Origin of the sequence: Teichococcus deserti, from assembly GCF_001982615.1 — a bacterium.
Lineage (GTDB): Bacteria > Pseudomonadota > Alphaproteobacteria > Acetobacterales > Acetobacteraceae > Pseudoroseomonas > Pseudoroseomonas deserti.
On sequence record NZ_MLCO01000007.1, the window covers coordinates 1 to 21617 of the forward strand.

General features: G+C 71.9%; 18 protein-coding genes. 12 read left to right on the forward strand and 6 right to left on the reverse strand.

Translation table 11 applies throughout. The features are described 5' to 3' along the window. The first annotated feature begins 156 nt into the window (after positions 1-156). The 11 genes from BKE38_RS01095 (at position 157) to BKE38_RS01145 (ending at position 12923) form a co-directional block, all read left to right on the forward strand. Entirely contained in the window at positions 157-1770 is a 1614-nt protein-coding gene (locus tag BKE38_RS01095) for an MBOAT family O-acyltransferase (protein WP_076955530.1), read from the forward strand. 26 nt (positions 1771-1796) lie between these two features. Then, positions 1797-3725, forward strand: coding sequence for an HAD-IIIC family phosphatase (locus BKE38_RS01100; protein WP_076955531.1), 1929 nt, complete (start codon positions 1797-1799; stop codon positions 3723-3725). Further along, positions 3722-3967, forward strand: a complete 246-nt coding sequence (locus tag BKE38_RS01105; RefSeq protein ID WP_076955532.1) for an acyl carrier protein — start codon at positions 3722-3724, stop codon at positions 3965-3967. The genes BKE38_RS01100 and BKE38_RS01105 overlap by 4 nt, the downstream gene beginning before the upstream one ends. Before the next feature lie 37 nt (positions 3968-4004). Next, the gene (locus BKE38_RS01110; RefSeq protein ID WP_076955533.1) at positions 4005-4994 is read left to right on the forward strand and encodes a hypothetical protein; all 990 of its coding nucleotides are present in this window, start codon (positions 4005-4007) and stop codon (positions 4992-4994) included. A gap of 189 nt (positions 4995-5183) precedes the next feature. Then, entirely contained in the window at positions 5184-6356 is a 1173-nt protein-coding gene (locus BKE38_RS01115) for a glycosyltransferase (protein ID WP_076955534.1), read from the forward strand. Next, the gene (locus BKE38_RS01120) at positions 6353-7216 is read left to right on the forward strand and encodes an aldo/keto reductase (protein ID WP_083747219.1); all 864 of its coding nucleotides are present in this window, start codon (positions 6353-6355) and stop codon (positions 7214-7216) included. The genes BKE38_RS01115 and BKE38_RS01120 overlap by 4 nt, the downstream gene beginning before the upstream one ends. Then, positions 7213-8919 (forward strand): GMC oxidoreductase, encoded by a 1707-nt coding sequence (locus tag BKE38_RS01125; protein ID WP_076955535.1) that lies wholly within the window; start codon positions 7213-7215, stop codon positions 8917-8919. The genes BKE38_RS01120 and BKE38_RS01125 overlap by 4 nt, the downstream gene beginning before the upstream one ends. Beyond that, positions 8916-10178, forward strand: coding sequence for a glycosyltransferase (locus BKE38_RS01130; protein WP_076955536.1), 1263 nt, complete (start codon positions 8916-8918; stop codon positions 10176-10178). Before BKE38_RS01125 ends, BKE38_RS01130 begins: the two co-directional genes overlap by 4 nt. Before the next feature lie 42 nt (positions 10179-10220). Continuing rightward, positions 10221-11516 (forward strand): MATE family efflux transporter, encoded by a 1296-nt coding sequence (locus tag BKE38_RS01135; protein WP_076955537.1) that lies wholly within the window; start codon positions 10221-10223, stop codon positions 11514-11516. Between the two features lie 25 nt (positions 11517-11541). Continuing rightward, positions 11542-12249 (forward strand): phosphoribosyltransferase, encoded by a 708-nt coding sequence (locus BKE38_RS01140; protein ID WP_076955538.1) that lies wholly within the window; start codon positions 11542-11544, stop codon positions 12247-12249. Beyond that, the gene (locus tag BKE38_RS01145) at positions 12246-12923 is read left to right on the forward strand and encodes an HAD family hydrolase (protein ID WP_076955539.1); all 678 of its coding nucleotides are present in this window, start codon (positions 12246-12248) and stop codon (positions 12921-12923) included. The genes BKE38_RS01140 and BKE38_RS01145 overlap by 4 nt, the downstream gene beginning before the upstream one ends. A 274-nt stretch (positions 12924-13197) precedes the next feature. Here BKE38_RS01145 and BKE38_RS01150 read toward each other — a convergent pair whose 3' ends face one another. Together BKE38_RS01150 and BKE38_RS01155 are read right to left on the reverse strand one after the other, a co-directional pair. Then, the gene (locus tag BKE38_RS01150; protein ID WP_076955540.1) at positions 13198-14121 is read right to left on the reverse strand and encodes a glycoside hydrolase family 26 protein; all 924 of its coding nucleotides are present in this window, start codon (positions 14119-14121) and stop codon (positions 13198-13200) included. Further along, positions 14118-15428: a hypothetical protein gene (locus BKE38_RS01155; protein ID WP_131829454.1), complete on the reverse strand. Its 1311-nt coding sequence runs from the start codon at positions 15426-15428 to the stop codon at positions 14118-14120. The genes BKE38_RS01150 and BKE38_RS01155 overlap by 4 nt, the downstream gene beginning before the upstream one ends. Positions 15429-15798: 370 nt before the next feature. Between BKE38_RS01155 and BKE38_RS01160 the strand changes: the two genes are divergently transcribed. Continuing rightward, positions 15799-17967 (forward strand): GumC family protein, encoded by a 2169-nt coding sequence (locus BKE38_RS01160; protein ID WP_076955542.1) that lies wholly within the window; start codon positions 15799-15801, stop codon positions 17965-17967. 99 nt (positions 17968-18066) lie between these two features. Here BKE38_RS01160 and BKE38_RS01165 read toward each other — a convergent pair whose 3' ends face one another. From BKE38_RS01165 to BKE38_RS31715, 4 genes are all read right to left on the reverse strand, one after another. Continuing rightward, positions 18067-18885, reverse strand: coding sequence for a lytic transglycosylase domain-containing protein (locus BKE38_RS01165; protein ID WP_076955543.1), 819 nt, complete (start codon positions 18883-18885; stop codon positions 18067-18069). Further along, complete coding sequence (locus BKE38_RS01170; RefSeq protein WP_076955544.1) at positions 18863-19477, reverse strand: polysaccharide biosynthesis/export family protein; 615 nt, start codon at positions 19475-19477, stop codon at positions 18863-18865. Before BKE38_RS01170 ends, BKE38_RS01165 begins: the two co-directional genes overlap by 23 nt. A gap of 204 nt (positions 19478-19681) precedes the next feature. Then, positions 19682-20944, reverse strand: a complete 1263-nt coding sequence (locus BKE38_RS01175) for an outer membrane beta-barrel protein (protein WP_076955545.1) — start codon at positions 20942-20944, stop codon at positions 19682-19684. A 340-nt stretch (positions 20945-21284) separates the two neighbouring features. Then, on the reverse strand, positions 21285-21482 hold the full coding sequence (locus tag BKE38_RS31715) for a hypothetical protein (protein ID WP_076955546.1): 198 nt from the start codon (positions 21480-21482) through the stop codon (positions 21285-21287). Positions 21483-21617: the final 135 nt, after the last annotated feature.

Below are 21617 nucleotides of genomic sequence, written 5' to 3' on the forward strand. Positions count from 1 at the left end.
CGCCGGCGCTGCGCCGGCTGGCGGCGCTGGAGAAGAAGAAGAACCTCTGGCCGCTGCCGCCGACCCACGGCGCCGGCGCCTGAGCTGACCTTCCGGCCGACCCGACCCCCCGACCCGATCCCCTGAACCGCCTTCCGCCCCGGAACAGATCCCCCCATGCTGTTCAATTCAGCCGGCTTCATCCTCGGCTTCCTTCCCGTCGTGCTGCTGGGCTTCGTGCTGCTGGCGGGCGGCGGGCATCGCCGCTTCGCCGGGCTCTGGCTGACCGCCGCCTCGCTGGTCTTCTACGGCTGGTGGAACCCGATCTACGTGCCGCTGCTGCTGGCCAGCATGACCGCCAACTTCTGGCTGGGCGGGCTGCTGCGGCGGCATCCGACGCGGGCGCTGCTGATCGCCGGCATCGCCGCCAATGTCCTGCTGCTCGCCTATTTCAAGTATACCGGCTTCCTGGTGCAGGTGGCCGACCAGGTGACCGGCGCCGGCTGGAGCGCGCCGCAGATCATCCTGCCGCTGGCGATCTCCTTCTACACCTTCCAGCAGATCGCCTATCTGAGCGACGCGCATGATGGCGCGGTGGGCGAGCACAACTTCTCGAACTACTGCCTGTTCATCACCTTCTTCCCGCATCTGATCGCCGGCCCGATCACCCACCACAAGGAGATGCTGGAGCAGTTCGAGGATCCGGACGGCTTCCGCCCGCGCATCGACACCATGGCGGTGGGCGCCACGCTGTTCCTGATGGGGCTGTTCAAGAAGGTGGTGCTGGCCGACCCGATGGGCGCCGAGGCTGCCCCCGTCTTCGCCGCCGCCGCCGATGGCGCCTCGCTCGCCATGCTCGACGCCTGGACCGGCGCGCTGTCCTACACGCTGCAGCTGTATTTCGACTTCTCCGGCTACAGCGACATGGCGATCGGCCTCGGCCTGCTCTTCGGGATCAGCCTGCCGGCCAATTTCGACAGTCCCTACAAGGCGCAGAACATCATCCAGTACTGGTCGCGCTGGCACATGACGCTGACCCGCTTCCTGACCACCTATATCTACACGCCGCTGGTGCTGCGGGCGACGCGGGCCCGGGTCGCCGCCGGCAAGCCGCTGCCCAGGCGCGGCAAGATGACGCCCGGCGCCTTCCTGCATCTCGTCGCCTGGCCGACGATCGCCACCCTGATGATCTCCGGCGTCTGGCACGGCGCCGGCTGGCAGTTCGTCGCCTTCGGCGCACTGCACGCCTTCTACCTGGTGGTCGCGCATGGCTGGCGCGCCTTCAAGGCCAGCCGCGGCATGCCGCTCGACAGCAGCAACCCGCTGAAGCATGGCGTCGCCGTGCTCACCACCTTCGTCTGCGTCGTCATCGGTGCGGTGTTCTTCCGCTCGGCCGACCTGACCTCGGCGCTGACGCTGCTGGCCGGCATGGCCGGGCTGCACGGCTTCGAATTCCCGCCGGTCCTGGCGGAGCTGCCGGGGCTGGCCAGCGTCATCGCGGCGCTCGGCGTCAACGTGGCGCAGCCCGACTTCTTCCGCCCGACCACGGCGCTGCAGATCGCGGTGCTGCTGGCCTTCTGCTGGACCCTGCCGAACAGCCAGCAGTGGCTGCGCGCCGCCCGCACCGCGCTGGGCTGGAAGCCCTGGTCGAGCTGGATGGAGCGGAGCATGCCCTGGCTGAGCTGGCGCCCGAATGCGGCGGTCGGCGTGGCGGTGGGGGTGGTCGGCTTCTACGCCCTGGCCCGCGCGCTCTCCGCCGCGCCCACCGAATTTCTCTACTTCCAGTTCTGAACCGGCATCGGATCGGACATCGACCCATGGACCAGCTCGCCTGGCTTCCCCCCCATCCGGATCTCGGCGCGGCACTCGCCAGCGCCAGGACGGAGGACAATCCGCAGGCCCTGCTGGCCACCGCCGCGCGGCTGTCCGGCTTCCGCCGCGACTTCGCCGCCACCGGACGCATCGACCGCCTGGCGCAGCGCGCCATCGCCGAGGGCGCCACGCCGAAGTCGGCCGGCCTCGCGCCCTATCGCGTCGCGGTGCTGGCCTCGCACACCGTCGACCACCTGCTGCCGGCGATGCGCGTGGCGGGCCTGTCGCGGCGCCTGGCGCTGGCGGTGCACACCACCGCCTATGGCCAGTACCGCCAGTCGCTGCTGGGCGAGGATCCGGCGCTCGCCGCCTTCGCGCCGCAGATGGTGCTGCTGGCGCTCGATGCGCGCGACGCGCCGCTGGAACTGCCGCTGACCGCCTCGGATGAGACGGTGGAGGCCGCCGTCGCCGCCCGCGTCGACGAGCTGCGCCGGCTGTGGCGCCGCGCGCGGCAGCGCTTCGCCGCCCAGGTGGTGCAGCAGACGCTGGTGCCGCTGGACCCGCCGCTCTTCGGCAGCTTCGAGGCGCTGGTGCCGGCCTCGCCCTGGTCGGTGGTGGAGCGGCTGAACGCCGCGATCCGCGCCGCCGCGCGGGCGGAGGGCGTGCTGCTGCTCGACCTGGCCTGGGAGGCGGCGCGGCTCGGCCAGGGGCAGGGGCTGGGCGATGCCGTGCGCTGGCACCAGGCCAAGCAGTTGGTCAGCCACGCGCTGGCGCCGCTCTACGGCGATCTCGTCGCCCGCATCGCGGCGGCGGCGGCGGGCCTGTCGAAAAAGTGCCTGGTGCTGGACCTGGACAACACGCTCTGGGGCGGGGTGATCGGCGATGACGGCATCGCCGGCATCAAGCTCGGCCAGGGCAGCCCCACCGGCGAGGCTTTTCTTTCGGTTCAACGCTACGCGGCGGCGCTCGGGCAGCGCGGCGTGATTCTCGCCGTCTGCAGCAAGAACGACATGGCGGTCGCCGAGGCCGCCTTCGCCGAGCACCCGGAAATGGCGCTGAAGCGCGCCGACATCGCCTGCTTCGTCGCCAACTGGCAGGACAAGGCGTCGAATCTCCGGCAGATCGCGCAGCGGCTGAACATTGGCATCGACAGCCTGGTCTTCCTTGACGACAACCCGGCCGAGCGCGACATCATCCGGCGCGAGCTGCCCGAGGTCGCCGTGCCCGAGCTGCCCGAGGACGCCGCCGACTACGCCGCCTGCCTGGCCAGCGCCGGCTATTTCGAGACCATCGCCTTCACCGCCGACGACGCTGGCCGTGGCCGTGCCTATGCGGCCGGCGAGGAGCGCCGCGCGGCGATGGAGGAGGCCACCGACATGGAGGGCTATCTCCAGGGCCTGGCCATGGTGCTGCAGGCGCGCGAGGTGGGCCCCGCCGAGCTGCCGCGCACGGTGCAGCTGGTCAACAAGACCAACCAGTTCAACCTGACCACGCGCCGCACCACCGAGGCCGCCGTCGAGGCCCTGGCCGCCGATCCGCGCAGCCTGGCCCTGTCGCTGCGGCTGCGCGACAAGTTCGGCGACAACGGGCTGATCGCCGTCATCCTGGCGCAGCCCGAGGGCGATGCGCTGCGCATCGACACCTGGCTGATGAGCTGCCGCGTGCTCGGTCGCCAGGTGGAGGAGGCGACGCTCGCCGTCCTGGCCGAGGCTGCCGCCGCGCGGGGCTACCGCGCGCTGCTCGGCGAATACATCCCCTCCGGCCGCAACGGCATGGTCGAGGCGCATTACCCGCGCCTCGGCTTCACGCCCTGCGACCCGCCGCCCGGCGCCGTGCCGGAGGCCCGCTTCTGGCGCTACGTCCTCGACGCCGCGCCGCTGCCCCCCCACGCCATCGCCATCGAGACCCAACGCGAGCAGGTGCTGACGCCATGAACGACACCCAGGTCTACAGCCAGCTCAACGAGATCTTCCGCGAGGTCTTCGACGACGAGGGCATCACCGTCGATGCCGCCACCACGGCGCATGACGTCGAGGGCTGGGACAGCGCGGCGCATGTCAGCCTGATCGTCGCGGCCGAGATGAAGTTCGGCATCCGCTTCCGCACCGCCGAGCTCGACTCGCTGCACAATGTCGGCGACTTCGCCCAGCTGATCCAGAGCAAGGTCGGGGCCTGAGGCCATGTCGGACCCCAGATCCACCCCTCCGCGACCGGTGCCGAGACGATATTTCGTCGCGCTGCTCGGCAGCCTCGGCGGCAGCTTCGCCCTGTTCTACCTGGTCCTGTTCGGACTGGGCGCGACCGGGCACCTGCCGCCGCCCAGCCTCGCCAATTCGATCTGCGTCGACGAGAAGCTGGCGCATCTGCGCGCCCAGCCGCCCGAGGCGCCGAACCTGCTGGTGATCGGCTCCTCCATCGCCTGGCGGCATTTCGACGGCGACGTGGTGCGGCGCGAGAACCCGCAGGTGAGGCCGCTGAACGGCGCCTTCTGCGGCCTGACCGCCAACCAGAGCACCTTCGCCGGCAGCTGGCTGCTGCAGCATTATCCGAGCGTGCGCGAGGTGGTGATGATCGCCAGCCCGCATGACTTCGAGAATTGCGGGCGCATGCGCACCGAGGTCTTCGACCCGCGCGACGCCGAGGACTTCGTCTATCGCGGCAGCTCGCCCTGGCCCTACTACATCAAGTATTTCGCCCCCGGCGCGCTGCTCCGCAACGCGCTGACCATCGGCGCCAAGCGCGCGGGCGGCGAGGTGATGGATCCGCTGATCTTCGACCGCTATGCCAGCGGCCCGATGGAGACGCATGGCGTGCGCGACACGCTGCTCTACGGCCCGGTGCGGCATTTCGACCAGGCCTGCTTCGACGCGCTCGACCGCTTCGCCCGCGAGATGCGGCGCGAGGGCCGCCGCGTGCTGCTGGCCTCGACGCCGATGCACCCGGCCTGGAAGCGGCTGAACGATCCGGACAACGCCATGCAGGATGCCTTCGGCCAGCGCGTGCGCCAGGTGCTGGCGCCGCTCGGCGGCGAGTTCTGGGATGGCGACGGCGCCCGCGTCGTCGACGAGGCGGCCTTCTACGACGGCATCCATCTGCGCTGGTCGGCGGTCGCGCCCTATAGCGCGGCGCTGGCGCGGCACTTCCAGTTCGGCGCCGCGCCGCCGGCCGCCGCCGCCGCCCTCGCCGGGGCGCCGCGGCTGTGAGGTGGTGGTCCGGCATGCTGCTCTGGGTGCCCGCCGCCCAGGGCCAGCCCTGGCAGGCTGCCCTCACGGAGGCCGGCCGCGCCCCGCCCCCGCCGGTCCCGACCGCCGCGCCCGTCGCGCGCCGGTGACCGATCCCGACACCGCATTCCGGCCCGGCGCCTCGCCGCGGCCCCGAGGAGGACAGGCGCAATGCTGCTGCTGACGGGAGCCCTGCTGACCGGGCTGGCGCTGCATCCCTTCACGACCTATCCGCTGTCGCTGCGGCTGCTGCGCCGTCCGCCGCCGGCGCCGCTGCCGCCCGCGCTGCCGGCGGCTGGCGGCGCGCTGCCCAGCGTCACCGTCTGCATGTGCGCCTATAACGAGGCCGCGGTGATCGAGGCCAAGGCACGCAACCTGATCGCCCTGGCCGATGCGACGCCGGGCGATGTCCAGCTGCTGGTCTATGTCGACGGCCAGACCGATGCGACGGCCGCCCTGCTGGAGCCTTTCGCCGACCGCATCACCGTGGTCGCGGCGCCGGAGCGGCATGGCAAGAGCCATGGCATGCGCCATCTCGCAGGCATGGCGCGCGGCGAGCTGCTGGTCTTCACCGATGCCAATGTCATGATCGATCCGCAGGCGCTGAACGCGCTGCGCCGGCATTTCGCCGATCCGCGCGTCGGCTGCGTCTGCGGCCATCTGCTCTACGGCAACCAGGTGGTCTCCGACACCAGCGCGGTCAACTCCGCCTATTGGAGCCTGGAGGAGCGCATCAAGCAGGCCGAATCCGACCATGGCATGGTGATCGGCGCCGATGGCTCCCTGTTCGCGGTGCGCCGCGCGCTGAACCCGCCGGTCCCCGACGACATCATCGACGATTTTTTCGTCTCCCTCAGCATCCTGTGCGACGGCCACCGCGTGATCCGGGCGCCCGACGTGCTGGCGCATGAGGAGTCGGTGGTCGACCGGAAGGAGGAGTTCCGGCGGAAGGTCAGGATCTCCTGCCAGGCCTTCAACGTGCACCGCCTGCTCTGGCCGCGGCTGAAGCGGCTGCCGGCGCTGCCGCTCTACGGCTATGTCTCGCACAAGCTGCTGCGCTGGATGGTGGCGCCGCTGCTGACGCTCGCCGCGCTGTGCTTCCTGGCCGCGGCGTTCCGTTTCCTGCCGGCCTGGCTGGTGCTGGGCGCTGCGGGCCTCGGCCTTGCCGGCGCCGTCGCCGCGGTCAGGCTCCGCATCGGCCCGGCCCAGAAGGTCTGGGAGGTCTGGCTCGCCTTCTGCGCGACCGCGCTCGGCGTTCTGCGCTCGCTGAAGGGAGAACGTTTCCAGACCTGGGCGCCGGCGCAGTCGATCCGCGGCGGTGCCGCGGCGCGGGCCCGCTCATGAGCGCGCAGCTCGCCGAGCGGCTGCCGCGCGCCGCCGCCAATGCCGATATGGGCCTGGGCTGCTCGCGCCTCGGCTCCACCCTGGGCGGCGCGCGCGGCGAGGCCGCCACCCGCCTGCTGCGCCATGCGCTGGAGCGCGGCGTCACCCTGTTCGACACCGCAGACATCTATGGCCAGGGCGAGAGCGAGCGGCTGATCGGCGCTGCCTTCGCCGCCGATCGCGACCGCGTCACCATCGTCACCAAGGCCGGCCAGCGCTTCACCCAGGCGCAGCGCGCGGTGACGCTGGTCAAGCGGCCGCTGGGGATGCTGGCCCGCGCTTTGCCGGGGCTGAAGCGCGGCATCGCCGCCCGCCGCGCCGCGCCGCTGCCGCGCGACTATTCGCCGGCCCATCTGCAGCGCTCGATCGAGGCCAGCCTGAAGCGGCTGCGCACCGAGCGGATCGACCTGTTCCTGCTGCACAGCCCGGATGCCGCAGCGATCGCGGCGGGGCAGGGGATCGGCATGCTCGAAGGGCTGCGCCAGGCGGGCAAGCTGGGCGGCTGGGGCATTTCGGTCGACGATGTCGAGGCCGGCCGCGCCGCGCTGCGCCTGGCGGGGCTCGCCGGGCTGCAGATCCCGCTGGAGCTGGCGCCGGCGCTGCGCCCGGAGATCGCGGCCTTCACCGGGCGCGGCGGCCGGCTGCTGCTGCGCGAGCTCTTCGCCGGCCAGGCCTCCGACCCGGCCCATCGCGGCGCGGCCATCGCCGCGGCGCTGGCCTGGCCAGGGGCGACGGCGCTGATCGGCACCACCTCGGCCAACCACCTGGACGAGGCGCTGGGCCATGCCGCGGCGGCCGGCTGGCACAGGAGATCCGCATGATCATCGACGCGCGAACCCTGCCGCAGGGGCAGGAGCTGCAGGCCGATCTCTGCATCGTCGGCGGCGGCGCCGCCGGGCTGACGGTCGCCCAGTCGCTGCTGGGCTCCGGCCTGTCGGTCATCGTTCTCGAAGCCGGCGGGCGCCGCTTCGAGCCGGCGGCGCAGGACGGGCTGCAGGGCGAGGTGGCGGAAGGCTCGCCGCATCCGACGCCCGACCTCTACCGTCGCCGCATGCTGGGCGGCGCCACCTCGATCTGGGGTGGGCGCTGCGTGCCGCTGGATCCGATCGACCTGGAGCGCCGCGCCTGGGTCGAGAACAGCGGCTGGCCGATCGGCTGGCAGGAGCTGCAGCGCCACTACCCGGCGGCGATGGCCGCCTGCGACGCCGGCTCCTGGGGGCCCACGGTGGCCGAGGCGCTGGGCGAGGCGGCGCCCCCCAGCATCGCCGGCTTCGCCCATCCCGACATCCTGTCCGACGGGCTGGAGCGCTTCAGCCGGCCGACCGATTTCGGCCGTGCCGCGCATGACCGGTTGGCCGCGGCGCCGGAGGTGCGGCTGCTGCTGCATGCCCAGGCGCTGAAGCTGGTGGCGCCGCGCGGACCGGTCGACAGCCTCGAGGCCGCCTCCGCCCCCGGCCGCCGCTTCACCATCCGCGCCCGCCGCTACGTGCTGGCCGGCGGCGGGCTGGAGGTGCCGCGGCTGCTGATGGCCTCCGACACCTCGCGCCGCGGCGGCCTGGGCAACGAGGGTGGCGCGCTCGGCCGCTTCTACATGTGCCATGTCGAGAACACGCTCGGCCTGCTGCGCTTCGACCCGGTGAAGCGGCCCGTGGCGCTGCATTTCGAGACGACGTCAGAGGGCATCTATGTCCGCCGCCGCTTCGCCGTCGCGCCCGAGGCGCAGCGGCGCGAGGGGCTGATGAACACCATCTTCCGCCTGCACTACCCGCTGATCGCCGATCCCTCGCATGGCAGCGGCGTGCTGTCGGCGATGTATCTGGTCAAGGACCTGATCATCCCCGAATACCGCCGCAAGCTGGCGGCGGTGGAGCGCGCCGAGCGCGGCCGCATGACCCGCGATGCCGGCTTCTGGGCACGGCATCTGGGCAACCTGCTGCGGGACGCGCCCGGGGTCGCGCATTTCGGCCAGGACTGGATCCGCCGGCGGATCCTGGCCAGCCGCAAGCTGCCCTTCGTCGTCATGCCGAGCCGCGCCGGCGCCTATCCGCTCGACATCAATGCCGAGCAGGTGCCGGATGCCGACAACCGCGTGACGCTGACCGACCGGCTGGACGCGCATGGCATGCCGCGGCTGGCGGTCGACTGGCGGCTGAAGCGCGCCGACATCGACAGCCTGACCCGCAGCCTGCTGCTGATCCAGGACGCCTTCGCGCAGTCCGGCTGCGCCACGCTGGAGCTCGACCGCGCGACGCTGGAGCAGGCGGTCGCCGCCTCGACGCCGGTCGGCGGCCATCACATCGGCACGACGCGGATGGCGGCCTCGGCGCGGGACGGCGTGGTCGATGCCGATTGCGCCGTGCATGGCACGCCCAATCTTTTCGTGGCCAGCGCCTCGGTCTTCCCGAGCTGCGGCCATGCCAACCCGACCCTGACCGTGGTGGCGCTGGCGCTGCGCCTGGCCGCGCATCTGCGCGCGACGGCGGCCGCCCCCGCGGAGCAGGGCCTGACGGAGGCTGCGGCATGATCCAGCAGCAGGAGCTGCCCCCCATCGCGCGCGCCGCCACGGCCACGCCCAAGGCGCCCCCGCTGCGCTGCCTGTGGCTGGCGCGCGGCATGCCCTTCCCGGCGACGGCCGGCGACCGCATCTACAGCGCCAAGCTGGCCGAGGCCTTCGCCGGCTCGGGCGTCGACCTGACCTTCGTCGGCCTGGGCGGCGAGGCGCCGCCGCCGCCGGTGCCGGGCATCACCTGGCACATCGTCCCGGGGCCGCAGCGCCACAAGCTTCTGTCGGTGGCCAGCACCATGCCGCTGGTCGCGGCGCGGCATGCGACGGCCGCCTATCGCGCGACGCTGGACCGGCTGGCGGCGGAGGGCCCCTGGGATGGCATCGTCGTCGACCAGTACGGCATGGGCTGGGTGCTGCGCCATGCCGGGCTGATGGCCGGCAAGCCGCAGGTGGTCTTCGTCACGCATGACCACGAGGAAAGCGTGACCCGCATGCAGTGGCAGGACAAGGGCGAGACGCTGCCGAAGCGGCTGGCCCTGCTGCAGAACCACCTGAAGACCACGCGCTTCGAGCGCTGGATCAGCCGCCGCTCCGACGTGGTCACCACCATCACCCGGTCGGATGCCGATCTCTTCGCGGCGCAGGCGCCGGGGCGCTGGATCCTGCCGCTGCTGCCCGGCTATGACGGGGCGCGGCTGGCGGCGCGCGACCCGGCCGAGGCGCGGCCGCGCGCCGTGGTGCTGTTCGGCTCCTACCGCTGGTCGGCCAAGCAGGCCAATCTGCGCATCTTCCTCGACCAGGCCGATCCGGTGCTGGCCAAGGCGGGGATCGCCATCCGGGTGGTCGGCGACATGCCCGACGACCTGCGCCAGGAGCTGTCGAAGAAGTACCGCGCCGCCGAGTTCACCGGCTTCGTCGACGACCCGGCACCCTACCTCGCCTCGGCGCGGCTGGCGGTGGTGGCCGAGCCGATCGGCGGCGGCTTCAAGATGAAGCTGCTGGAATACATCTTCAACCGCGTCCCCGTCGCCGCCCTCGAGGTCTGCGCCGCCGGCCTGCCCCAGGCGGTGCGGCAGCAGATGCTGCTGGCGCCGGGGCTGGACGGGCTGCTGCGCCAGGTGCAGGGCGCCATCGACGACGCGCCGCGGCTGGACGCGCTGCAGCGCGGCGCCTTCACCGCTGCCGAGGGCGCCTTCGACTGGCGCGAGCGCGGCCAGGCGCTGCGCGACGCGCTGCTGGCGCATCGCGCGGCCCGGCCCGGGCGCGGCGCCGCATGACGCGCTGCCCCCACCACCACGACCACGCCGAAGGATAACCGGATGCGTCGATCACTGCTGTTCTTCGCCCTGCGCATCGGCAGCACGGGGCTGGCGACGGTCTGGAGCTTCCTTCTCACCTACACGCTGGTGCGGCAGATCGGGCTGCAGGACTATGCCTTCCTGGCGGCGGTGATCGCCTTCGCCTCGCTGGTGCTGCAGGCCGATCTCGGCATCTCGGTGCGGCTGTTCGGCCGGATGCGGCAGAATTTCGTCGATCCTTCCAAGGGCGACCGCGACGACCTGCGCAGCGCCGCGGTCACCGCGCTGATCGGCTATTCGCTGGCGGCGCTGCTGGCCACGCTGATCTTCACCCTGGTGCTGGAGATCTGGGATCTCGGGCCGATGGCGCATGGCCTGGCCATCATCCTGTTCTTCGGCGGCTCGGTGCTGCCGCTGCCCTGGATGGTGCTGCGCATCGCCGCCAATGCCAACGACCAGTATGTCATCACCGAGGCGATCGATTGCGGCCGCCGCGCGCTGCTGCTGCTGCTGACGGCCGGGCTGGCCTTCGGCCTGCCGCTGCTCGACTACACCATCGGCTTCCTGCTGCTCTGGGTCGGCGCCCTGGCGCTGCTAGCGCGGCTGGCGCAGCGCCGCTTCGGCCTGTTCACCGGCACCAGCATCCGCCGCGGCTGGCAGGTGCTGCGCGAGGACGGGCGCGAGATCGCCGGCTCCGCTAGCCTCTCGCTCTCCGACTTCCTGATCTACATCTTTCCTTACTACGCCCTGCTGGCGGCGAAGGCGGGGGCAACCGCGCTGATCGCCTTCGACATGTTCTACAAGGTCACCCGCTTCGGCGGCACCGCCTTCTTCACGGTGACCGAGACCATGCTGCCGCACCAGACGCGGGCCTATCACGACGGCAACGCCGACCGGATGGTGAAGCTGATGGCCAGCGCCTTCGCGCTCTGCGCCGTGCCCTGCCTGGTGGCCTCGACGCTGATCTATGTCTGGGGCGACCATATCTTCGGCACGCTGCTCGGCCATCCCGACATCGTCTCCAACCAGATGCAGCTCGCCATCTGCTTCATGCTGGTCTTCATGATGATCAAGGCGGTCAGCGGCGCCGTGTGCGCCGGCATCGGCGAGCTGCGCCCGCTGGCGCGGCGCGCCACCACGGCGCTGGCCGCCATGCTGGTCTTCGCCGCGATCTCCGGCCTGTCCGGCTGGGACATCGACACCTTCGTCACTGGCTACGTGGTGATCTACGCCTGCCAGGCGACGTCCTACTTCCTGCTGATGCTGAAGGTGCTGCGCGGGCTGCGCGCGGCGTCCCCGGCAGCGCAGCCCGCATGAACCCCGCGCCCGAGGAGTTCCGGTCATGACCCTGCAAGCCGCCTTGTCGCGTCCCGCCGGGGGCGACGCGGTCGCCGCCGCGGACGCGGCGACCCACCACCGCTACGCGACGCATCAGGCCAAGCGCAACATGACGCTGGTCGAGGCCGAGCAGCTGTCGCGCCACCTGGCCGCCGAGCTCGCCGGCCGCGGCACGCCCTACGACGTCATCATCGGCTTGGCCAATGGCGCGCTGCTGCCGACCCAGGTGGTCGCGGACCAGCTCGGCATCCCCTTCCACATGGTCAAGGTGCGCCGCCAGGGCAGCCGCTGGATCCAGCGCCTGCAGGCGATCCGCAAGCTGGTGCCGGTGCCTTCCAGCCTGCTCAGCTGGGGCCCGGTCGGCCTGTTCTGGTACTGGTTCCAGAAGCGCTACAACAAGCTCGAGAAGTCGGAAAGCTCCTTCGAGGTGCCGGTCGCCGGGCTGCATGTCGTGCTGATCGACGACTGCATCGTCAGCGGCGGCTCGCTGCGCTACGTGCTGGACCGGCTGCATGCGGCCGGCGCCGCCAGCGTCACCACCGGCGTGATCTGCTGGTCGGACGACGCCAAGGCGATCGACCCGGCGCATGGCGTGACGCCCGACGTGCATCTGCACCGCGACGTGCATTTCTATCCCTGGTCGAGCAGCAGCCCCTATCTCACCGCCTATGAGGCCTGGCTGCGCGCCCGGGGCCTGGAGCTCTGGACATGACCCGCGCCCTGCTCTTCCTCGACCTCGATGGCGTCGTCGTCTTCGAGACCGGCGCGCCGCTGCTGCCGCAGCAGGAGATCCTGCGGCTGCATCCCGGGCTTGGGCCGCTGCTGCAGGCGCTGCCCGGGCAGGTCGCGGTGCTGACGCATCGCTCCGGCGCCGAGGCGCGCCGCATCCTGGAGGCCGCCGGCATCGATCCCGAGCGCCTGGCCGGGCTGCTGGCGGCGGAGGAGCTGTTCCGCGCCGGCTGGAAGCATGGCGGGCCGCTCGGGCTGATCCGCCACGGGCTGCAGAAGAGCTGGGTGCTGCCGCTGGCGGAGGAGCGCTTCGGCGTGCCGCGCGAGCATGCCGCCTTCATCGACGACCGCATGGACAATCTGCGCGACCTGCTGGCGAAGGGGCTGGGCCTGGCGCTGCATGCGCCCTCGGCGATCAGCCGCGACGGCCGCGGCCTGGTCAGCTTCGACATGGGCGCGGCGCTGGAGGAGGTGGCGCGCTGGCGCCGCGGCGAGCGGCCCGGGCCGCTGGTGACGCTGTCGCCGCAGCTGGTGCCGCTGGGCGACTGGCAGCGCACCGGGCTGCACACCCGCAAGCAGGGGCGTCACGTGTTCAACGCCGCCCGCCGCATCGGACGGGCGATGCGCCACCCCTTCCGCTCGCTGCCCGCCGCCTGAGGCGGGCGACAGCCTTCAGGCGGCGGGCAGGCGCCTGCCGTGAAGCGGAAGAAAGCCTTCAGGCGCCGGACAGGCGCCTGCCATGAGGCGGGAAGAAAGCCTTCAGGCGCCGGACAGGCGCCTGCCATGAGGCGGGAAGAAACCTTCAGGCGCCGGACAGGCGCCTGCCATGAGGCGGGAAGAAACCTTCAGGCGCCGGACAGGCGCCTGCCATGAGGCGGGAAGAAACCTTCAGGCGCCGGACAGGCGCCTGCCATGAGGCGGGAAGAAACCTTCAGGCGCCGAACAGGCGCCTGAAGGTGGCGGCGCTCTGCGGATAGGCGCCGCCGTTCAGCGCGACATCGATCCGTTCGAAATAGCCGTGATAGGCGAGCATGTCCTCGGCGGCGTCGAACCAGGCGGCCATGCGCATGATGAAATGCGGGTCGTCGCCGCCGCCATGCCCGCCATGGGCCGAGAGCGGCCTGGTGCCCCATTCAGGAAACGAGATCCGCTTGCCGGTGTCGCGGGCGAAGCCGATGTGCCATTGCAGGCCGAAGCGGGTCCAGAGGTACTCGTCGTGCCAGCGCGCCTCGAGGTCGTCGCGCGAGCGCGGGTTCCACCATTCGTTGTAGACATCGGCGCCGATGATGTCGACGTAGTCGGCCCCGGGCCAGGCAGCCTCGGTCGCCATGTCCTTGTGGCCGAGCGTCGGGCACCAGTCGAAGCGGAAATTCGCCGAATGGTGGCGGAACAGGTCGACGGTGCGTCGCCAGTAGCGCTGGAAGGCGCGCGGATCGTTGCCGGCGAACCAGGGCATCCAGTTGCCGTTGAACTCCCAGCCCAGCCGGATGGTGCAGTCGCCCAGCCCCTGCTGCACCAGCGCCTGGGCGGCGCGGTGCATCCAGGGGTCGTAGTCGCCGGCGGCGCCGCGCGCCAGGCTGCCGCGCTCGCCGGCCACCAGCATCGGGATGCCGAGAATCGGATGCGCCTCCTTGCCGCCATAGGAGCGGGCCAGGAAGGTGACGCTCTGCACCATCTGCTCCCAGCCATGCATCTCGTCGGCATTGTCGACGACGCCGCGCACGCGGCGGCCGAGCCAGCGCTCGTAGTCGCCGAGCCGCCCGCCGCCGGCGACATAGGGGGCGAAGACGGCCAGCCCCCGCAGCCGGGCCGCGAGGCCCGGCACGGGGGTGAGGAGGGGGGCGGCGCGGGTCACGCGCGCGTCCTCAGGCCCGAGCCCAGGCCCGCCCCGAGTCCGGACCCCAGTCCGGGGCCCGGCCCCGGCGCCGCGCGCTGCAGCGCCGGCAGGCTGACGAGGGCCAGCAGCAGGCTGAGGATGCTGATATTCACCAGGTAGCCGCCGAGGAACAGATAGGTGAAGGCCAGCGGCACCCGCATCTCCCGCCGCGCCATCATGAAGCTGACGGTGAAGAAGGTGAAATAGGCGATGAAGCCCAGCAGGCCATACTCGTAGAAGATCTTGCCCCAGGTGGGGTCGAAGGCGCCGTAGTGCAGCTGGCTGAAGAACTCCATCACCGAGCCCGGGCCGCGGCCGAAGAGCAGCGTTGGCAGGTCGGTCAGGATATAGTCCTGCAGCACCATGAAGATGGAGAAGAAGCGGCCGAAGGCGCTGGAATTGGGGTTGGAGAACTCGGCCGTCCGGTCGGTGATTGCCGAGAGCTGCAGGAAATCCGCCTGGGTCGCCAGAAGCGCCAGCCCGATCAGCCCGAGCAGCATCAGGTCGTAGCGGCGGCGGTCGATGATGTACCAGGGCAGGAAGATCGCCAGCGTCATCAGCCCGGTGCCGGAATAGCTGGCGACCAGGCCGAGGCCGATCACCGCCAGCCGCCAGGGCCGCGCCGCGCGCAGCAGCTCGCCGATCATGCCGAGCGCCAGGAACTGGCAGAAGAAGGAGGGCTCGGCGAAGACCACCCCGTTGCTCTTCAGGATCGGCGAATCCCAGACCAGCGGGATCATGAAGTTGTAGCCGCTCATCAGCATGCCGGGCGGCAGGTAGTGCTCCATGAAGAAGGCGATCTCGCGGCCGACGACGAACTGGGCGCAGAACTGGCCGACGCCGATCAGCGAGAAGCCGACCGCCATGTTGGACAGCAGCCGCAGCGTGCGGGCGAAGTCGAAGCGCCCGGGGGCGAAGCGGAAGACGAAGCAGGCCTGCATGACGGCGACGAAGATCCAGCCGGTCATCGACAGGCGCAGGCTTTCCGACAGCAGGAAGCTGACCGCCGAGCAGGCCATGAAGACCAGGTAGGCGGCGAGCCTGCGGCCATCGACCAGCATCACGCCCGACCCGATGCCGGTCAGCATCAGGATCGGCATCAGCAGCAGGCTGATCGGCATCGCCGTCTCGCTGCCGCCGGTGCCGGGAACGGCCACCTTCTGCAGCACCGTGGCGAAGAGCAGCAGGGCCACGGTCAGCCGGTGGGCCAGCTGGCTGGCATCGGCGGGAATCGGCCGCGGCGCCGCGGGCAGGGCTTCGGCCGGCGGCCAGCTGCCGAGCGCCATGCCGCCGGCGAAACCGGGGGGAATCGCTGGCGAATTTGCCGGCATCGGGGCCGGCGGAAGGGGGGAGAGGCGCATCATGCCGGATGGAACCGGCTCACGTTTTTACATTCCATGTAAAAACTCCTGTAAATATTTCCCGTTTTTAAATAAGAACTGAAAACATCCGTGGATGTCGGTAATCATAAACCGTTATCGGCCCTGGAATCCGCGATCAATTGTGATGTGGCGAGAAATAATATTGTTCTTGTTCTCCACCAAGCCCCGGTATGCTGCCTCCGGGGCGGTCTGCCGCGCCGCGTGCCGCCCCCTCGACCATGTGGGGCCCCGGGGCCGCGCAGCCGCGAAGTTTTGCGAGGCAAGGTGAAGTGAGATGCCGTTGACCGAGATCCTGGCGCTGTTCTGGCGGCGCAAGTTCCTGCTGGCGCTTGTGGCCCTCACAGCCGGGGCCTTCGGCTTCCTGGCCGCCAAGGCGACCCCCGGCCGCTATGTCGCCGAAGGGCTGCTGCTCTTCGACGCGCCGCAGGCGCCGATCCCGGAGCTGAACCAGTTCGTCCCCGCCCAGGCGCCGCCGAACCAGCGGATCCGCACCGAGGCCGACGTGCTGCGCTCGCGCCGCCTGGCGGAGGAGGTTGCCAACCGCACCGCCATCCTGCCGGCGGAAGAGCCCGGGCTGTTCGGCCAGCTGCCCCGCCTGGCGATGGAGCGGGTGCGCGGCTGGGTCGACCTGGCCCGCGCCCGCCTCGGCATGCCGGTCGACACCGCGCCGCCGGCGCCGGCGCCGGTCGCCCTCGACCCCGCGCAGCTGCAGGTCGAGGCGATGCAGCAGCATCTCGACATCCGCACCACCGACAACAGCAACGTCGTCGCCGTGCGCTTCGTCTCCACCGCGCCCGTCATCGCCGCCGGCGTCGTCAACACGCTGATGGAGCGCTACATCGCCAGCGACATCGCGGCGAAGCGCGACGCCACCGGCCAGGCCAATGTCTGGCTGACCGAGCGGCTGAACGCGCTGCGCGAGGAGGTCGAGGCGGCCGACCAGCGCATCCAGGCCTTCCGCCGCGCCTCCGGCCTGCTGGAGACCTCGGCCGGCACCACCAGCACGGTGCAGCTGACCGAGGAGCAGACCCGCGTGGCGCTGGCCCGCCAGGACCTGACGCGGGCCATGGCGGCGCTGGAGAATTCGACCCGCGCCGGCAGCCGCGGCGCCACCTCGGAGGCGATGGCGTCCCCGGTGCTGCAGTCGATGCGGACGCGCGAGGCGGAGCTGGTGCAGCGCGCCGCGCCGCTGACCCGCCAGCTCGGCGCCAACCATCCTGACCGCGTCGCGGTCGAATCCGAGCTGCGCGGCCTGCGCGCCGAGATCGGCGCCGAGGTCGCCCGCCTGGGCGGCGCGCTGCGCGGCGATGTCGAGGCGGCGCGCACCCGGCTGCAGAACGCCCAGGCCGCGCTCGAGACCTCGCGCACCGCCGCCCGCGGCGGCGCCGAGGCCGGCGTGACGCTCGCCCAGCTGACACGCGACGCCGAGGCGCGCCGCACCGTCTACCAGGCCTTCCTGATCCGCACCGAACAGACCCGCCTGTCCACCGCGCAGTTCCCGATGGCCCGCGTCATCTCGCCGGCTGCCGTGCCGTTCCGCCCGATCGGCCCGTCCAATGGCGTGATCGCCGCCTTCAGCGCGCTGGTCGCCCTGCTGCTGGCCGCCGCCGTCATCGTGCTGCGCAACAGCCGCCGCCGCACCGTCACCGGCGCCGGCGAGCTCGCCATGATCACCGGCGTGCAGACCGTGGGCAGCCTGCCGCGGCTGGGCGGCGGGCGCCGCCACGGCATGCCGAACCTGGTCCTCGACAAGGGCGATTCGCATATCGCCGAGACGCTGCGCGCGCTGCGGCTCAACCTGCGCCGGGTCAACCCGGACGGGCTGGCCAACACCGTGCTGATCACCTCGCCCTCGGTCGGCGACGGCAAGACCACGCTGGCGGTCGCGCTGGCCCGGCTCTGCGCCGCCGACGGCATGAAGGTGCTGCTGCTCGAGACCGACATGCGGCGGCCGAAGATCGCCGACACGCTGGGCCACAACCGCTGGCACAGCAGCATCGAGGCGGTGCTGGCCGGCAATATCGACCTGGACGACGCGGTGCATGTCGACGAGCGCTCGGGGCTGCACTGCCTGCTCTCCGACCGCTCGGCCGCCAATCCGCAGCAGCTGCTGGAGGCGCCGGCCTTCCGCAGCCTGCTGGAGCGCGCCCGCCAGGACTACCAGCTGGTGATCCTGGACAGCCCGCCGATCATGCGCGTGGCGGATGCCGTGCTGCTGTCGCCGCAATGCGACGTGGTGCTGATGGCCGTCGCCTGGGAGCGGACGCCCGCCGACATGGTGGCCGAGGCGATCCGCCGCCTGCCGGAGGAGGTGCGCGGCCGCGCCGCCACCGTGCTGACCCGGGTCAGCCCGGGCAAGCTGGATCCGCTGAGCTACTATGCCGGCTATGCCCGCAGCGGCGGCGGCCGGGCGTTGCCGCGGCTGCCCGCCCCCACCAACTGATCTCGGACCGGAGGCCGCTGCGCCGGAAGGCGCAGCGGCCCGGACAAGGAAAACCCCGGGCGCCTCGCGGCGCCCGGGGTTTTCTGTTCGGCCGCTCCCTTAACGGCGGAGCAGCGGGGTGGCGGCCGGCTGCAGCGCCAGGGCAGGACGCAGCCCGGCCTGGCTGCTGCCCCAGGCGGCGGCCATGGCCTCGCCCGGCGGCGTCGCCACGGCGCTGCGGCCGGGTGGAGCGGGTGCCGGCCGCAAGCCCTGCCAGGCCTGGGCCAACGCCTCGCGCTGCGCGGCCATCGGGTCGAGCGGCGGCAGCGGCAGGGCGCGGCGGCGCTGCGCCAGCGCCGGACCACCACCCGCCGGCCAGGCGGCGAGCACCCGCAGGCGATAGGCCTCGGCGCGTTCGGCGGTGCCGGAATGGTAGAGCCCCGCCGCCGTCACCCAGTCGCCCGAGGCGGCCTGCAGCCGGCGCAGGAAGGCGGCGGCGTAGCGCGCATTGGCCAGCGGGTCGAAGGCGGTCTCCAGGCTGGCGAAGGCGGTGGGGTGGTGGTGCAGGTTGACCTGCAGGCAGCCGACATCGATCAGCCGCACGCCGCGCGACTGAAGATCGCGCGCCGCGGCCACCGCCGCCTGCTGGTTGTCGAAATACTGGCCGGCGCCCTCGGCATTGATGGTCCAAGGCCAGGGCGCGACGGCGCCGCTGCGCGGATCGGGGCGGGCGCTCTCGACCTGGGCGATGGCCGCCAGCAGCTGCGGCGGCAGGCCGGCCTCGCGCTCGGCGGCCTGGACCGCGGCCTTGCAGAGCGCGCCGGGGGAGGGCAGCGGCGTCGCCGCCGCCGCGCCCCCGTGCAGAGCCAGGGCGACGACGGCGGTGCCGAGGACCCGCCGCGCCGCCTGCGCCTGCTTACAGGCCGCGCTCGTAGACATTGACCACGTCGCCCGGCAGCAGCAGCGACTGGCGGTCGCCGAGATACTCGCGCGCCTTGCCGTCGGCATCGATGCGGGTGATCGAGACGCGGTCGGTGACGGCGCGGTAGTTGAAGCCGCCGGAGATCGCCACCGCCGACAGCACGCTCATGCCCGGCTGGTAGGGCGTCTGGCCGCCGCGCTCGACCATGCCGAGGACGAAGACCGGGCGATACTCGGAGACCTCGATGGCGACGGCCGGGTCGTTGAACAGGTTGCGCGCCTTCAGCGCCGCCTCGACCGAGCGCTCGAGCTGGGTGGTGCTGCGGCCGACGGCGGGGATGGCGCCGACCAGCGGCAGGGCGATGGCGCCGGTGTCGGTGATGCGGAACTCGCCGGTCAGCCGCGGGTCGTTGAAGACGGTGACGCGCAGCTGGTCGCCGACGCCCAGCTGGTAGGCCATGGGCTCGCGCGGCGGCAGCGGCGACAGGTCGGCGCCCGGCGTGCCGCAGGCGGCAAGCAGCGTGAGCGTCACGCCGACGGCGGCGGCGGTGGCCAGCTTCCGGGCGCGGCGCGCAAGACGGGGGAGCTGGAGGCGGGGGAGGGTGTTCATGGTGGCTCCTGGCGTCGGGGACCTGGCGCCATGGCGGCGTCCGGCCCGGGGGGTGGGGCGCGGCGCGCGGCGCGGGGCCGCGGACCGCGGCCGGGAGGACGAGCACCGTCGGCACCGTGCAGCGCCTGCACGGACCCGCCCTCCCGGCAATTCTTCTCGTGACGGGCGGCCGGGCTCTGCTGCCCCGCCGCCCGGTGACCGGCGCTAGAGCGCCATGCGCAGCCGCAGCAGCACCTGGTCGCGGCCGTATTCGCGAATGCCTTCCGGTGCCTCCAGCCGCTCGGTGTGCTGGTAGGTGGCGACAAGCGCGAGGTTGCGGTTGATCAGGTAGCGGCCCTCGACCAGCGCGATGCCGTCGCTGACCGTGCCGCCTTCCTGCGGATACTTGCGCCGCTCGCCGCGGACCTCGCCGCTGAGGATGACGTTGCGCAGCAGCTCGTGGTCGACGCGGACGCGCGCCGCCGTGCGGGTGTAGCTGACGCTGCTCTCGCGGATCGATTCCTCGATGCTGCGCTGGGCGCTGAAGGTCAGCGTCGTCAGCTGCGTCGCGGCCCAGCTGACCTCGCCCTCGAAGGCGGGGCCGGAGAGCGACTTGCGGCCCGGCTCGTCGTAGTCGCGGTTGCGGTAGCCGACCAGCAGCCGGACGCGGACCAGCCCGTTGGCGTCGTAGCGGACGCCGCCCTGCGCTTCCCAGGTGAAGGAATCGCGGCCGCTCTGGCCCTCGCGCTCATAGGCGATGTCCTGCAGCCGCACGAGGCCGATCACCGAGCGGCCGGGCAGCAGGCTGTAATCGGCGGTGAACTCGCCAATGACCGTGTCATAGTCGTTGGAGGAGACGGTGTCGCGCTGGCCGTTGACCGTCACGTCCTGGTAGCGGATGCGGCGATACTCGACCGAGCTGCCGAGCTCGAGGCGGTTGAAGGCGGCGGTGCCGGCGAGCTGCACGATGTCGGTGTCGACCGGCACCGGCACGCGGCCGCTGTTGCCGTCCTGCAGGTCGTAGTTGTCGACGTCGATATGGCTGCGGACATGGTCGTAGCGCAGCCGGATGTTGGAGGCGCGGCCGATGTCGTAGCGGGCGCCGCCGCCGAGGCTCCAGTCGTTCCAGTTCAGGTCGCTGTCCTGGAAGTACTGGCGGGTGGTCTGGCTGGCCGAGAGGCCGATGGCGTGGCGCGTCCAGTCGGTCTGGGCGCCAAGGCTCAGCCCCTGCTCGGCGAAGGCGCCCGAGCGCTGGTTGCTGATGCCGGGCACCAGGTTGCTGTCATAGCCGATGCCGCCCTCCAGCGCCGCGTCCAGCCGGACGCCGCCGGTGCGGATCCCCGCCGGGTCGTAATCCGGCCGCTGCCGCGTCATCACCGTGACGCCGCGCGCGGTCGCCTCCGGCGAGAAGGAGGATTGGGCACTGCCCTCGGCGGCGCCGAGCAGCAGGGCGGGAAGGCCTGCGATCCAGGCCAGGCGATGCGGCATGGAGCGGAGGCCAGGGCGGCGGCGAGGGGGCTTGCGCGTCGTCATTGCAATAAAGATACGGCGCAGCTCGCCGCGCGGCCAGCCTTCTTCGTTGTTTTCGCACAGTTTGCTTGGCATGAAACCAATCTTGCGATTTTCCTGGCTCGACAGGGCTGCGGCACGCCGGATTTGCGTCACAGGAGAGCCGCTTTGCGCGCCCTGCGCGCATCCACCCGCCGGGGTAACCGCCAATGGTGCAGGGACCGGTCCCGATGGTTCGCGATTTTCCGCCTGCCAGCTGCTGTGCGCCGGGTTTCTCGCCGCGCCGCCGGTCGCTTGCGCCGGCGATTCGCGGCAGGCTTCAGCGCAATACGGAGACGGCCAGCAGCGCCCAGAAGACCAGCGCGATGCCGAGGCCGAGCAGGATGCCGAAGGCCGGGCCGCGGCCGCGCGGCAGGCCTTCGGGCTCCGGCGCGTCGCCGGCTGGATCGGCAGGCCCGGCATCGGGTCGGCGGCGCCGCAGCCAGCGGGCCAGGCGAGAGGGGGCGCGGTCGGGCACGCGGCGGTTCCTGTCCCATCCCCCGCCGCACCGCGCGGCGCGGGGCAAGGCTGCACGGCTTGCGAGAATTTCACAGCGGCTGTGCCGCGGCAATGCGGCGCGGGCGGGACGGGAAGGGCGGGAAAGGTCATGGTC

Coding starts and splice junctions, on each gene's coding strand:
- BKE38_RS01170 (WP_076955544.1), bottom strand. CDS start 19,477: ATGAACACCCTCCCCCGCCTCCAGCTCCCCCGTCTTGCGCGCCGCGCC.
- BKE38_RS01100 (WP_076955531.1), top strand. CDS start 1,797: ATGGACCAGCTCGCCTGGCTTCCCCCCCATCCGGATCTCGGCGCGGCA.
- BKE38_RS01165 (WP_076955543.1), bottom strand. CDS start 18,885: ATGTCTACGAGCGCGGCCTGTAAGCAGGCGCAGGCGGCGCGGCGGGTC.
- BKE38_RS01155 (WP_131829454.1), bottom strand. CDS start 15,428: ATGGCGCTCGGCAGCTGGCCGCCGGCCGAAGCCCTGCCCGCGGCGCCG.
- BKE38_RS01175 (WP_076955545.1), bottom strand. CDS start 20,944: ATGCCGCATCGCCTGGCCTGGATCGCAGGCCTTCCCGCCCTGCTGCTC.
- BKE38_RS01140 (WP_076955538.1), top strand. CDS start 11,542: ATGACCCTGCAAGCCGCCTTGTCGCGTCCCGCCGGGGGCGACGCGGTC.
- BKE38_RS01115 (WP_076955534.1), top strand. CDS start 5,184: ATGCTGCTGCTGACGGGAGCCCTGCTGACCGGGCTGGCGCTGCATCCC.
- BKE38_RS01130 (WP_076955536.1), top strand. CDS start 8,916: ATGATCCAGCAGCAGGAGCTGCCCCCCATCGCGCGCGCCGCCACGGCC.
- BKE38_RS01120 (WP_083747219.1), top strand. CDS start 6,353: ATGAGCGCGCAGCTCGCCGAGCGGCTGCCGCGCGCCGCCGCCAATGCC.
- BKE38_RS01095 (WP_076955530.1), top strand. CDS start 157: ATGCTGTTCAATTCAGCCGGCTTCATCCTCGGCTTCCTTCCCGTCGTG.
- BKE38_RS01105 (WP_076955532.1), top strand. CDS start 3,722: ATGAACGACACCCAGGTCTACAGCCAGCTCAACGAGATCTTCCGCGAG.
- BKE38_RS01135 (WP_076955537.1), top strand. CDS start 10,221: ATGCGTCGATCACTGCTGTTCTTCGCCCTGCGCATCGGCAGCACGGGG.
- BKE38_RS01145 (WP_076955539.1), top strand. CDS start 12,246: ATGACCCGCGCCCTGCTCTTCCTCGACCTCGATGGCGTCGTCGTCTTC.
- BKE38_RS01160 (WP_076955542.1), top strand. CDS start 15,799: ATGCCGTTGACCGAGATCCTGGCGCTGTTCTGGCGGCGCAAGTTCCTG.
- BKE38_RS01125 (WP_076955535.1), top strand. CDS start 7,213: ATGATCATCGACGCGCGAACCCTGCCGCAGGGGCAGGAGCTGCAGGCC.